The 13,194-nt window shown below is 73.9% G+C and carries 10 protein-coding genes and 2 pseudogenes; 2 read left to right on the top strand and 10 right to left on the bottom strand.

Features of this window, described 5'->3' with window-relative positions:
- Positions 1-182: 182 nt before the first annotated feature.
- From RIN80_RS15210 to purN, 7 genes are all read right to left on the bottom strand, one after another.
- The gene (locus tag RIN80_RS15210; RefSeq protein WP_309096123.1) at positions 183-1,304 is read right to left on the bottom strand and encodes a Gfo/Idh/MocA family oxidoreductase; all 1,122 of its coding nucleotides are present in this window, start codon (positions 1,302-1,304) and stop codon (positions 183-185) included.
- 28 nt (positions 1,305-1,332) lie between these two features.
- Positions 1,333-1,830 carry a flavin reductase family protein gene (locus RIN80_RS15205; protein WP_309096122.1) on the bottom strand — a complete coding sequence of 166 codons (498 nt, stop codon included), beginning with the start codon at positions 1,828-1,830 and terminating at the stop codon, positions 1,333-1,335.
- 286 nt (positions 1,831-2,116) lie between these two features.
- Entirely contained in the window at positions 2,117-2,938 is an 822-nt protein-coding gene (locus tag RIN80_RS15200; protein ID WP_309096121.1) for an MBL fold metallo-hydrolase, read from the bottom strand.
- Complete coding sequence (locus RIN80_RS15195) at positions 2,935-3,891, bottom strand: helix-turn-helix transcriptional regulator (protein WP_309096120.1); 957 nt, start codon at positions 3,889-3,891, stop codon at positions 2,935-2,937. The genes RIN80_RS15200 and RIN80_RS15195 overlap by 4 nt, the downstream gene beginning before the upstream one ends.
- A gap of 185 nt (positions 3,892-4,076) precedes the next feature.
- Positions 4,077-4,736 (bottom strand): ScbR family autoregulator-binding transcription factor, encoded by a 660-nt coding sequence (locus RIN80_RS15190; protein WP_309096119.1) that lies wholly within the window; start codon positions 4,734-4,736, stop codon positions 4,077-4,079.
- A 199-nt stretch (positions 4,737-4,935) separates the two neighbouring features.
- Entirely contained in the window at positions 4,936-6,501 is a 1,566-nt protein-coding gene (purH, locus tag RIN80_RS15185; RefSeq protein ID WP_309096118.1) for a bifunctional phosphoribosylaminoimidazolecarboxamide formyltransferase/IMP cyclohydrolase, read from the bottom strand.
- The gene (gene purN, locus RIN80_RS15180) at positions 6,498-7,136 is read right to left on the bottom strand and encodes a phosphoribosylglycinamide formyltransferase (protein WP_309096117.1); all 639 of its coding nucleotides are present in this window, start codon (positions 7,134-7,136) and stop codon (positions 6,498-6,500) included. The genes purH and purN overlap by 4 nt, the downstream gene beginning before the upstream one ends.
- Before the next feature lie 306 nt (positions 7,137-7,442).
- Here purN and RIN80_RS15175 point away from each other — a divergent pair, with 306 nt between their 5' ends.
- Positions 7,443-8,222 (top strand): hypothetical protein, encoded by a 780-nt coding sequence (locus RIN80_RS15175; RefSeq protein WP_309096116.1) that lies wholly within the window; start codon positions 7,443-7,445, stop codon positions 8,220-8,222.
- A 908-nt stretch (positions 8,223-9,130) separates the two neighbouring features.
- On the opposite strand, the pseudogene RIN80_RS15170 reads toward RIN80_RS15175, so the two are convergent.
- Positions 9,131-10,484, bottom strand: a pseudogene (locus RIN80_RS15170) (DUF6350 family protein); the annotation flags it as partial.
- Positions 10,485-10,580: 96 nt separating this feature from the next.
- On the opposite strand from RIN80_RS15170, the gene RIN80_RS15165 reads away from it, so the two are divergent.
- A complete protein-coding gene (locus tag RIN80_RS15165) occupies positions 10,581-12,047 on the top strand; it encodes a helix-turn-helix domain-containing protein (RefSeq protein ID WP_309096115.1) in 1,467 nt (488 codons plus the stop codon).
- 104 nt (positions 12,048-12,151) lie between these two features.
- Here RIN80_RS15165 and sucD read toward each other — a convergent pair whose 3' ends face one another.
- Entirely contained in the window at positions 12,152-13,036 is an 885-nt protein-coding gene (gene sucD, locus RIN80_RS15160; RefSeq protein WP_309096114.1) for a succinate--CoA ligase subunit alpha, read from the bottom strand.
- 21 nt (positions 13,037-13,057) lie between these two features.
- Positions 13,058-13,194 (bottom strand): annotated as a pseudogene (locus RIN80_RS15155) (succinate--CoA ligase subunit beta); the annotation flags it as partial.

Genomic DNA, 13,194 nt, shown 5'->3' with positions numbered 1-13,194 from the left:
CGGCCGATGGCCGAGGTCGGGTGTGGCCGGGATCGGCCGGTGGCCCGGATCGGCCGGTGGCCGGGATCGGGAGTGACCGGAAACGGGGGGCCGGGGTCGGGTGGCGGGGTCGGGTTGCAGGGGTCGGGATCGGCCGGTGGCCCGGACCGGGGTGGCAGGGGTCCGGAGGTCGCCGGGTCTGGTTACTGCGCGGTGCCGGTTTCCGCAGCGTGGGTGATGCGGTCCAGCAGCCGGTGGTGGGCGGCGGCGTGGGCGAAGTCCGGTACCACCGAGGTGCCGTCCCGCAGGTCGGCGCGCAACTGGTGGTAGGCGTGGGCGACCACTCCGGCCGGTCCGTCGAGGGCCGCGAGGCGGTCGAGGCCGCCCGGCAGCAGATAGTCCCCGGGTACCGGCAGCGGCCGCAGTTCCCGCCGGTCACCCCGGGCGCCGCGCAACTCCACCTGGCCGAACTGCAGATGGCCGGAGTCGCCGGTCAGCACCAGGTCGCCCTCGGTGCCGTTGATCTCCCAGAGCAGGTTGGTTCCGCGCGAGGAGCCGCCCCGGTAGTGCAGGGAGGCGACCGCCCCGCTCTCCAGGCGCCCGGTCACGGCGATCTGGTCCTCGGCGGTCATCGGCAGCGTGGCACCGGTCTCGGCGATCCGCACCCGGGGACGCCGGGTCGCCGTGGTGGCGGTCAGGGTCGCGAACCCGGACAGCACCATGGTCAGCGCGTCCAGCGTGTGCCCGAACGGAACGGTCAGCAGGGTCGCCCCGTTGGCGCGGTCGGCGACGTAGGCGGTGCGCTCGGCCACCACCGGGCCCCAGCCGCCGCCGGACCCGACCAGCGTGGTGGACAGCACCTCGCCGACGAAACCGTCCGCGACGAGGTCCCGGAGGTAGCGGACGACCGGAGCGGACCGGGCCTGCAGGCCCACCGCCGTCCGCACGCCCGCCGCGGCCGCGACGGCGGCGAGTTCCTCGGCCTCGGCGGTGCCGTTGCCCAGGGGCCACTCGCTGAGCACCGTCTTGCCGGCCCGCAGGACGGGCAGGATCAGTTCCCGGTGGCGGGGCACGCGGACGGCGACCACCACCAGGTCGACGTCGTCCCGGGCCGCGAGTTCGGCGGCGTCGGTCCCCGCGGCCGACTCGGGCAGTCCGAACGCCGCCGCGGCCTTGCGTGCGGAGTCGGGCGTGGACGCCGTCAGCGCGCGCAGTTCGTAGCCTTCGACGGCTCGCAGTGCGGGCACGTGGCCGCGCCCGCCCCACCCGCCGTCCGCGCTCAGTCCGACGATCCCCACTCCGAGCGGGGCCGCTGTGTGCTTCACGAATGCATCGTCCTTTCCTGAAAGAGGGTCAGAGCTGGGCGTAACGCCCGTACAGGCCGCGGAAGAACAGCAGGGGCGAGTCCTCGTGGTGGGTGTCCAGGTCGTGGACGCGGGCTATCACCACGTCGTGGTCGCCGGCCGGTATCTCCTCCTCGACGGAGCACTCGATCCAGCCGATCGAGCCGTCCAGGACGGGCGCCCCGCCCGGTGAGGCCGTCCAGGAGGCCGCACCGAACTTGTCGCCCCCGCTGGTCGCGAAACGGGTGCTGAGATCGCGCTGGCCCTCGCCGAGGATGTTCACGCAGAACCGGTCCGCCGAACGGACGTCGGGCCAGCTGCTGCTGGTCCTGGCCACGCAGAACAGCACGAGAGGAGGGTCCAGGGACACCGAGGTGAACGAGTTGACGGCCAGCCCCGCGGGAGCACCGTCGGAGCCGCGCAGCGCCGTCACGGCCACCACTCCGGTGGTGAACCGTCCGGCGACGGTGCGCAGCCGCCGCGGTTCGACCGGTGCCGGGCGGGACATCGGGGGAACAACCGTTGAGGACATGCCTTCAGGCTCGGCCGGGTCCGTACGACCTGCCAGTGCGCAGGCAACATATTGCTCGCGCCAACAGAAGAGAACGGCCACTTGTCCCCGGCCGGGAATATCCGCGGGGGTCACGCACGGCACGGGACGACTCCGCCGGCGGGAGCCGTGGGGGCGGAAAGCCTGCGGAAACGGGGGGGGGAGCGCGGGAAGAGTGGGGAAACGCGCCCGGCCCCCGGTCCGCGGGGACCGGGGGCCGGTGGGCCGGGCAGGCGGGAGGACGTCAGTCCAGCGGCTGCCACCGCAGCGCGTCGCCGGAAACCGCCAGCCGCCCGAACACCGCGCCGGAGAAGTGGCCGGCGAAGCCGATCGTGCCGGGCCGGGAGAGTTCCGCCACGACCTTGCGGCGGCTGCGGACCGCCTCCGCGGGATCGATGTCGGAGGCCGCCCGCCAGGTCGGATCGGCCAGTTGCAGGGCGGAGTGCAGGACGTCGCCGACCACCACGGCCGCGGGCCCGTCGGAGCCGCCGCGGATCACGTACGACAGGTGCCCCGGGGTGTGTCCCGGGGTGGCGAGCGCCGTGACACCGGGGAACAGCTCCTGGCCGTCCCGCACGGCCACCGGCTGCCCGGCCGGACGGCGGTGCGCACCGCGCCATTCCGCGGCCGAGGCCACGAACCGGGCACCGCGCAGCCGCTCGTCCCCGGCCCAGCCGACATGGTCGTCGTGCAGGTGCGTGAAGGCCACGGTGTCCACCGACTCCCAGGCGACCCCCGCCGCGGCGAGCGCGTCCGGAAGGCCTCCGCCCTCGATCCGCCCCAGGGGCGGGATGGTGTGCTCGGCGGGGACGCGGGCCGGCCCGAAGCCGGTGTCGAGGAGCAGGGCCCGGTCCTCGTACTCGACGAGCAGCGCACCGACCGAGGCCCGCAGGAAGCCCTCGTCGTCGAGGTGGCCGCCGTGACGCTCCCAGAACGCACCGGGTGAGTCCGGGAACCAGGCCCTCGGCTGCAACTGCACATAGCCGTCGGGGAGATAGGTCAGCCGGTGCGTGCCGAGCCGGACCCGGACAGGCTCGGTCACATGGCTGTTCAGCACGGTGCTCACCGGGCCTCCCCCACCAGGCCGTCACGGCCCAGGCTGTTCATCCGCTGCGCCAGCGTCACGTGGGACATCCGGCGCAGCGCCGCCTCCGTGCCGGTGCCCGGAGTGGGCAGGAACACCGTCATCCGCAGGGCGATACGGCGGGTGAAGTCGAGCGTGGCGCGGGTGAAGTGCAGGTCGCCGACGGCGGGGTGGGTGAGCACCTCGGGGCCGCAGGAGTCCTCCAGCACCTCGTGCCGGTCCCACAGCTGCGCGAACACGGGGCTGGCGACGCGCAGTTCCTCCACCAGCGCGGGGATCGCCGCGTCCTCGATGTGCAGAGCGGCCTGGCTGCGGAAGCGGGCCACGACGGTCGGGGCGATCTTCTCCCACAGCGGGTAGGCGGACCGTACGTCGTCGTTGGTGAAGAACTCCCGCAGGATGTTGTACGGCCGGCGTCCGCCGAGGCCGCCGGACCCGGTGCCCGCGTCGAGGCAGGCGCCACCCGGACGTTCGTCGACCATGCCGAGGAGGGACTCCGCCGCCGCGTTGGCGACCACGACGTTCCAGGCGTGGTCGGCGATGTACGCGGGGTTGGGCCACCAGTTCTCGACGAACGGACGCATGGCCTCCGCCGCCGGCGGGGCGTCCGGCAGCAGCGGGACGGCCTGCACACCGGCGAGCTGGCGCAGGTACAGCCGTTGGTTCTCGCTGAGGCGGAGCACGCGGGCGATGGAGTCGAGCACCTCGCCCGAGACGTTCTCGGCACGGCCCTGCTCGATCCACGTGTACCAGGAGACGCCCACGCCGGCGAGCAGTGCCACCTCCTCGCGGCGCAGGCCCGGTGTGCGCCGCTTGCCGGCGTCCGGGAGACCGACCTGGTTCGGGGACACCTCGGCCCGCCGTGCCATCAGGAACCGGCCGAGTTCGAGAAGGTGCGGAGGTGCCACGCGCCTGGCGGAAGCAGCGTTTCCCATCGGTTGCGGTTCCCCTTCTGTTCATGGCGGAGCAGGGGGACGTGCGGACACACCAGGATCACGCGGCTCCCCCGTGCCGCCTTGCCTCTGAAACAAACATACTCGCCTGTTTATTTCGGTGGTGCTACAGGTTTTGGCTGACGGGCCGTACGGACGTGAGAAGCGTCACTCACGGTCAGGCACCGTCACCCGACGTCGTGCAGCTCCGGGTCGGGGGCCGCGTCGGCCAGCTCCAGTTCCTCCACCCGCTTCTCGTCGGTCCGCAGGCGCAGCAGCAGCCCGGGGGCGGCGATCCCGGGCAGCAGGGCCCGCCACAGCACGCAGACGCGGAACAGCAGGTCGGCCCGCCCGCAGGACAGCTGGGACAGCAGCTGGATGCCGGTGAACGCCCCGACGACCAGGACGGCGATCTCGTCGGGGTCGGTGTGCGGGAGCAGTTCACCCTTGTTGCGGGCCTGGTGCAGCAGGTCGGCCACGCTCTGCCGGGACCACAGGTAGGGGCGGGTGCCGGGCTGGTAGGAGGTCTCCTCGGTCGCCAGCCGCACGGCGGCCTGCAGGATCACGTCCTGCTGCAGCGCCCGCGCGTAGGAGAGCGTGAGGTCGATGGCGGACTGCAGGGAGCAGTCGCCGGGCAGGGAACGCAGCAGGGGCCGCTGGTACTCGACGATGGCGTCGGCCAGCGCCTCCTTGGACGGGAAGTGGAAGTAGAGGGCCCCCCGGGTCACACCCGCCCGCCGCAGTACGTCCGTGGTGCTGGAGCCGTCGTAACCGTGCTCCTTGATGCATTCGGCGGCGGACCTGAGCAGCAGTGCCCGGGTCCGCAGGGCGCGTTCCTGACGTGGCATGTACGGGATCTCCGAGGTGAAGGGGGCGGAGGCGGGTAACCGGATAACGAACACCGGGAAACAGATAAGTCTGTATGTTACTCGCGGTCCGGGGATCCTATGAAGAGGGCGACGGCCGGGAAAACAGGGCGGCGCCACGCGTTTCCGCGCAGCGCCGCCCGCTCGTGTGGTCCGACCGCTCCGTCGAACCGGTCCTCGGTCAGTGGAAGAAGTGCCGCGTGCCCGTGAAGTACATCGTGACGCCCGCCTTGCGCGCGGCCTCCACGACCAGTTCGTCGCGGACCGAACCGCCGGGCTGGACCACGGCCTTCACGCCGGCCTCGGTGAGGATCTCCAGGCCGTCGGGGAAGGGGAAGAAGGCGTCGGACGCGGCGTAGGAGCCCGCCGCGCGCTCGGCGCCCGCCCGCTCGACGGCCAGCTTCGCGGAGTCGACGCGGTTGACCTGCCCCATGCCGACGCCCACCGAGGCGCCGTCCTTGGCGAGCAGGATCGCGTTGGACTTCACCGCGCGGCAGGCCTTCCAGGCGAAGGCCAGCTCGGCCAGCTCGGCCTCGCTCAGCGCCTCGCCGGTCGCGAGCGTCCAGTTGGCCGGGTCGTCGCCGTCGGCCTGGAGCCGGTCGGTGAGCTGCAGCAGCGCACCGCCGTCGATCGGCTTGACCTCGACCGGGGCGGCCGGGCCCTCCGGGCAGCGCAGCACGCGGATGTTCTTCTTCTTGGTGAGGGCCTCCAGCGCGCCGTCCTCGTAGTCCGGCGCGACGATGACCTCGGTGAAGATCTCCGCGACCTGCTCGGCCATCTCCTTGCTGACCGGGCGGTTGACCGCGATCACGCCGCCGAACGCCGACAGCGGGTCGCAGGCGTGCGCCTTGCGGTGGGCCTCGGCGACGTCCGCGCCGATCGCGATGCCGCAGGGGTTGGCGTGCTTGATGATCGCGACGCACGGCTCGGCGTGGTCGTACGCGGCACGGCGGGCGGCGTCCGTGTCCGTGTAGTTGTTGTACGACATCTCCTTGCCGTGCAACTGCTCGGCCTGGGCGAGACCGCCGCCCTCCGGGGAGACGTAGAGCGCGGCCGGCTGGTGCGGGTTCTCGCCGTAGCGCAGGGTGTGCTCGCGCTCCCAGGTCGCGCCGAGGAAGTCGGGGAAGCGCGACTCGTCGGCCGGCGCGTAGGAGGAGGCGAACCAGGAGGCGACGGCCACGTCGTAGGCGGCCGTGTGCTGGAAGGCCTCGGCGGCGAGCCGCTTGCGGGTGGCGAGGTCGAAGCCGCCGTTCTGGACGGCCGCGAGCACGTCGGCGTAGCGGGCCGGGCTGGTGACGACCGCGACCGAGGGGTGGTTCTTGGCGGCGGCGCGGACCATCGAGGGGCCGCCGATGTCGATCTGCTCCACGCACTCGTCGGGGGAGGCGCCGGAGGCGACGGTCTCGCGGAACGGGTAGAGGTTGACGACGACCAGGTCGAACGGCTCGACCTCCAGCTCGGCGAGCTGCTCGCGGTGGCTGTCCAGGCGCAGGTCGGCGAGGATGCCGGCGTGCACGCGCGGGTGCAGCGTCTTCACGCGGCCGTCCAGGCACTCGGGGAAGCCGGTGAGCTCCTCGACCTTGGTGACGGGGACGCCGGCAGCGGCGATCTTCGCGGCGGTGGAGCCGGTGGAGACGAGCTCGACCCCGGCCTCGTGGAGCCCGCGCGCGAGGTCCTCCAGACCGGTCTTGTCGTAGACGCTGACGAGCGCCCGGCGAAGGGGCCGCTTGTTGCTCTCGGCGGTCACTGGATAACTACCTTTCGTCCCTCAATGCGATAGCCGTGGCGGGCGAGCCGCCCCACGACCTCGACGAGCAGCCTTCGCTCGACTTCCTTGATGCGCTCGTGCAGAGCGCTCTCGTCGTCCTCGTCCCGGACCTCCACCACGCCCTGCGCGATGATCGGCCCGGTGTCGACGCCGTCGTCGACGAAGTGGACGGTGCAGCCGGTGACCCTGGCGCCGTACGCGAGCGCGTCCCGTACGCCGTGGGCCCCCGGGAAACTGGGCAGCAGGGCGGGGTGGGTGTTGACGAACCGCCCGCCGAACCGGGCGAGGAACTCCTTGCCGACGATCTTCATGAACCCGGCGGAGACGACGAGGTCGGGCTCGAAGGCGGCGACGGCCTCGGCGAGCGCCGCGTCCCACTCCTCGCGGCTGCCGTAGTCCCTGACCCTGCGCACGAAGGTCGGCAGCCCGGCGCGCTCGGCGCGGGCCAGCCCCTCGATGCCGTCGCGGTCGGCGCCGACGGCGACGATCTCGGCCCCGTACTCCTGCGTGCCGATGGCGGCGATCTCGTCGAGCAGCGCCTGGAGGTTGGTGCCGGATCCGGAGACCAGCACGACGAGGCGCTTGGCGCGCGGGGCCACGGGCTTGGCGGCCACGGTGGTGGGCCTTTCTCGGGGGAGCGTCTGTCCTGGCGGCTCGCCTCGTGGCTATTTGTGCATTCATACGAATGCTTCGGGCCCCCGGATACGGGGAAGCCTACGAACCGGCCGACCGTCAGCAACGATACCGGCACACCGGACGGCCCCCACGGGACGGGGGCGTGGCCGGAAGGTAGCGTCTGGGCGGGGCTGGTTCGGGAACGCCGTCCGGACGCGGAGCGTTCAGGAAGTGACGGACCCGGATCCGACACCGCCCAGTCCCCTCCAGCCAGTCCTACTCACCCACGGGAAGACGCTCACTTGATGCCGGACCGCAGCCTGCGACTCCTCACGTTCCCCCAGCTGTCGCCACAGGGAGGGGAGCGCGGCGCCGTGCTGCTGCGGGAGCGCCCCGGTTCACCGCCCGAGGCGCCGTCGGACGGCGGCGACCGGGGCGGCCGTGAGCGCGGATCGCAGGAGGACAACCCCTTCGCCCCGCCGCCCGAGGGCACGCCGGACCGGCCCTGGCAGCCGCGGCGCCCCTCCGGGGACGAGGCGCCTGACGGCGGGGAGCGTGACCGTTCGCCGTGGGGCAGTCAGTGGAGCGACCGGCAGCCCGGCCGCTCCCCCGGTGGCTTCGGCGACCGCCCGCGCGGTGGTCCCGAGGGCCCGGGCGGCCCCCAGGGCGGCGGCCCGAACATGCGCTGGGACCCGACGGACCCGGCCCAGCGCCGCGCGCGCTACGCCCTGCTGTCGGGCATGTGGGCGTTCTTCTTCGCCCTGTTCAGCTGGCCGTACGTGGCGCTGCTGCTCGGGGCGCTGGCCCTGTACTGGGCCATCAGCTCCCTGCGCGCCAAGCCCCGCAGATCCGACCCGGACTCCCCGGCCCCGGAGCAGCAGGGCCGTCCGCAGACGACGGCGGCGGTGAGCGGCCTGGTGACGGCGTCCCTGGCCATCATGCTGGTCGCCGCGTCCTTCGCGGCACAGCTGGTCTACCGCGACTACTACACGTGCACCAATGACGCCCTGACCAACGAGGCGAAGCAGTCCTGCTCCGAGCTGCTGCCGGACCAGCTGCGCGGAGTGCTGGACACGGACGGCTGACAGCGCCGCCCCGACCCGGCCGGGACCTCAGGGGGTCTCCGACTCGGGCGGAGGGAAGCCGTAGGACTCGACGGACCTGAAGGCGCCGCCGTGGCCTCGGCGGCCGGGGGCCGCAGGGTCGCGCTCGGGGGCTTTGCCGCTGTCCCCGGCGCCCGTGCCCGCGCCCGCGCCTTGACCCCGGTGGCCGGAGGTCGCACGGTCGCGCTCGGGGGCTCGGCCGCTGTCCCCCGCGCCCGTGCCGAAGCCGGCGCGCTCGGGGGCCCCGGCCGCCCATGCCGCGTCCGGCTCCTGGCCGATTGCCGCGGCGCCGCGCCCGAAGCCGTCGGCACTCCGGGCATCACCCGCCCCGAGACCGCCTGCACCTGCGGCCCCACCCGTCCCGAAACCGTCTGCACTCCCGGCCCTGCCCGTCCCGAAACCCTCGCCGGTCCCCGCCCGACCCGTTCCGAAACCCTCGCCGGTCCCCGCCCCACCCGTTCCGAAATCGCGGCGCTCGGCGGGGTTCGTCCCCGGCGCCCATCCCGCGCCCGGCTCCTCGCCGGCCGGAAAGGCGCCGCGTCCGAAGCCGTCGGCACTCCCCGCCCCGCCGGTCCCGAAGCCGTCGCGCTCGGGTGGGGGTCCGGCCGTCCACGGCGTCGGCCAGTTCTCGTCCGGGGAGGTGCTGTCCGGGCCGTCGGGTGCCCCCGCTGCCCAGATCGCGCCCAGGCCCTCGTCGTCGTCCCAGGACGCTTCCGCGCCGTCGGCGCTTCCCGTGTCCGTGGCTCCCCCGGCGATGCCGGTCCGGCGTGGGCGACGGCGCCCGGCCCCGCGCCCCCTCCACAGCCGTCCGCCCCGGTGGTCCCGGTCGTCCTCGGCCGTGTCGTCCCGCTGCCGGCCGATCCGCGGCTCGTCCTCGCGCGGCGGCCGGCACCGCCGGGACCGTACGGCCAGTGCCGTCGGGATCGCCACCAGCGCCAGCCAGGCCAGTGCCGCCGCGCCGACCTGCCACCACACCGGGCCGAAACGGGCCAGCACGGACACCCCGAGCGGCCCGCCCGCCAGCGCGGCGAGCCCCGCCAGCACGGCGGCGCACAGCACGGCCGCCAGGCCGGCCGCACGGGCGGTGCGCCCCGCCGACCAGACCACGCCCGGCCGCCCGCCCGGCCTCGTCCCGCCCCGCTCCGCGGCGACCGCCGCCTTCGCCACCCACCTGCCCACCATCACCCCGGCGACCAACGGCACCGTCCCGGCCGCCCAGTGCACCGGTGTCCCCGCCCCCGCCTCCGGCACCGCCGCGAGCAGCGGAAACGGCGGCAGGAACGGTGCCGGCGCGGAGGACAACGGACCGACGGCATGCCCGGCGCCCAGGGCGAACCCGGGCCCGAGGGCGTACGCGGCGCCCCACACCGCCGCGTTCGGCACCAGGGCCGCGCACAGCAGCAGCACCGCGAACCGCCCCGACCACCCCTCGGTCAGCCGGAGCAACGACGACTGGGCCGCGGCCCCGTGTCCGACCAGGGACACCGCCACCAGCAGTGCCCCGCCTCCGAGCAGCACGGCCAGCCCGGCCGCCGCGGCCCGGGCGGCGACCCCCGGGCGTCCGTCCGGGGCGAGCACCAGCGGCCGTACCCCTCCGGGCAGCACCCCGAGCAACCGCCGCAGCGGCCCGCCCGGACGGCCGTGCGCCGACCACACCCCGAGCCCCGTCGCCACGACGGCCACGGTCGGCACGCACACCCCCGCCGACACCCACGAGGGCCGCAGCACACCGCCGGTCGCGTACAGGGCGGCGGGCGCGGCCACGGCGAGGTAGCCGAGGACGACACCGGCCCAGGCCGTGCGGGCCGGGACCAGGGGAGGTTCTGCGCCCACCTCGACGACGCCGTACGCGTCGTCGGCGTCGTCCCCGCCCCCCGCTCCGCCGTCCGTGGCGTCCCGCGCCGCGCGGTGCAGCAGGTACACGGGCACGGCGAGCAGCAGCAACGGCGGGACGCCCATGGGGGCGGCGCCGCCGGAGAGCGTGTCGGCACGGACCAGTTCGACTCCGTGGGACAGCAGCCACAGGGCCGCGGCGACGTGCAGCGCGCCGCCGGGTCCGCTGTCCGGGTACGGCGAGCTGATCCACAGCAGGGTCACGAGCACGGCGAACGACGCGAGTCCCAGACCCGCCGCGACCGCACCATCCACCAGGCCGCCGACCAGTCCGGGCGAACGGTCGCGCATCCGGGTGAGCAGGGGCGACGGCGGACGTCGGCGAGCGGTCATCTCGATCACGCCCGCCATGCTCCCAACGACACGCGCTTTCCCGTCGTAACAGGCGAACCCCCGTTGTGTCGCTCAATATACGTTTATGTACTTTTCTGCACGGAGGGGCGTGCTGTGACACAGAGCCCTGCCATGCCGCTCCCCCCGCCGAAGGAGCGCCGACGCCTGCGTGAGGCCGCCTCGCTGACGCGGGCTCAACTGGCCTCCCGGGTGGGCGTGACCAGCGAGACGGTGCGCGGATGGGAGACCGGCCGTTCGACACCCCGCGGCCGGAAAGGGGAGAAGTACGCGAGGGTGCTGAACTCGCTGGGCGAAAAGGCCGGAGTGACGTCTCCTCAGACGGCCCGGGAGTCACGCACGGTGGACGCGGTTCAGGCGGATGACGTCACTCGGGCGGCCCCGTCGCGCGGGCGCGACCGGGCCTCCGCCCCGGGCCGCAAGCGCGCCACCGCGGCGACCGCGGCGACCGCGACTTCGGCGACTTCGGCGACCGTGACCGCCGGCTCCGGGCCCGACCGGGGCCGGGGCTCCGCCAAGGACCGGCGGCGCGCCACTGCGAACGACCCGGGCCGTGGCCGTGCCCCGGCCGCGGACCGTTCCCGCGGCCCCGCCCACGAACGGCCCCACTCGCCCGCCCCTGACCGCGGCCACCGGGGACCCGGACCGGTTCACGATCAGCGGCGTGCGCCGGTTCCTGATCGAGGCCATGTGCCGGTTCTGGAGCGGGGGCCCGCCCCGGGGGCCCGCCCGGCACGGACCTACCTGCCGGACGACGCCACCGACGCGCTCACCCCCGACCAGGCCTTCGACGCGCTCTACGCCTTCTGCGCCCCCGCCCTCGTCCGGCAGACCTATCTGCTGACCGGGAGCCGTGAGCTGGCCCGGGAGTCGGTCGAACGGGCGTTCCAGATCGCCTGGCAGCGCTGGCCCGAGGTGGCCCGGGACCGTGACCCGGCGAGCTGGGTGCGCGCGATGGCGTACGAGTGCGCGCTCTCCCCCTGGCAGCGCTTCCGCCCCCGCTACCGCCACCCCGAGCCGCCGCCCTCGGACGCGCTCGACCGCGCGCTGATGGACACCCTGCTGAAGCTCCCGCCGTCCTACCGCCGCACGCTCCTGCTCCACGACGGCGTGGGGCTCGGCCTGCCGGAGACGGCGGCGGAGACGGAGGCCAGCACCCGCGCGGCCGTGAACCGGCTGGTGCACGCGCGGGAGGCGGTCGCCGAACGACTGCCGGAGCTGGCGGATCCGGAGACGCTGCACTGGCGGCTGGTCGAACTCGCCTCCACCGAGCGGCTGCGGGCCGCCAAGCCCCAGGTCGTGCGCAGCGTCGGGGAACGCCGGGCCCGTTTCTGGACCCGGGCCGCCATCGCCTTCACCATCACCCTGATCGGCACCACGGCCCTCACCCTGCGCACCGCACCCACCCACTACGAGCCGCCCGTGCCGCAGGGCGAGACCGTCCAGGGCGTGCCTCCCCCGGTCGCCCCCGGGCCGCTGTCGGAGTCGGAGCGCGAGCTGCGGGCGAAGCTGCGCGAGCAGCCGCAGAAGGGGCCGGAGCGGTTGCTGCCACAGCCACGCTGACGGAACCGGCGCACGACGGGCAGCGACGCCGAAGGGCACGAACGGCGGTGGGCCCGCCCCCATGAGGGGGCGGGCCCACTACCGGCCGGTGCCGGGGGATGGTGTCAGCCGGCGAGGATCTCGCGCGCCAGCTTGGCCGTCTCGGTCGGCGTCTTGCCGACCTTGACGCCGGCGGCCTCGAGGGCCTCCTTCTTCGCGGCGGCCGTGCCGGAGGAGCCGGAGACGATGGCGCCGGCGTGGCCCATCGTCTTGCCCTCGGGCGCGGTGAAGCCCGCGACGTAGCCGACGACCGGCTTGGTCACGTTCTCCTTGATGAAGGCCGCGGCCCGCTCCTCGGCGTCGCCGCCGATCTCACCGATCATGACGATCAGGTCGGTGTCGGGGTCGGCCTCGAACGCGGCCAGAGCGTCGATGTGCGTGGTGCCGATGACCGGGTCGCCACCGATGCCGACGGCGGAGGAGAAGCCGATGTCCCGCAGCTCGTACATCATCTGGTACGTCAGCGTGCCGGACTTCGAGACCAGGCCGATGCGGCCCGGCTTGGTGATGTCGCCCGGGATGATGCCGGCGTTGGACTGGCCCGGGGTGATGAGACCGGGGCAGTTCGGGCCGATGATCCGGGTCTTGTTGCCCTTGGACACGGCGTAGGCGTAGAACGCGGCCGAGTCGTGGACGGCGATGCCCTCGGTGATGACGACCGCGAGCGGGATCTCGGCGTCGATGGCCTCGACGACGGCGGCCTTGGCGAAGGCCGGCGGGACGAAGAGGACGGACACGTTCGCGCCCGTCTTCTCGATCGCCTCGGCGACGGTGCCGAAGACCGGGATCTCGGTGCCGTCGACGTCGACGGTCGTGCCGGCCTTGCGCGGGTTCACGCCACCGACGATGTTCGTGCCGTCGGCCAGCATGAGCTTGGTGTGCTTCATGCCCGTGGCACCGGTCATGCCCTGGACGATGACCTTGCTGTCCTTGTTGAGGAAGATAGCCATGGCTGTGTAGTCCCTCGTCCCTTACTTCGCAGCAGCCGCGAGCTCGGCGGCCTTGTCGGCCGCGCCGTCCATGGTGTCCACGCGCTGGACCAGCGGGTGGTTGGCGTCGGAGAGGATCTTGCGACCCAGCTCGGCGTTGTTGCCGTCCAGCCGGACGA

It is taken from the genome of Streptomyces sp., from assembly GCF_031181705.1.
Classification (GTDB): Bacteria; Actinomycetota; Actinomycetes; order Streptomycetales; family Streptomycetaceae; genus Streptomyces.
This window is presented reverse-complemented; position numbering and strand designations above follow the sequence as displayed.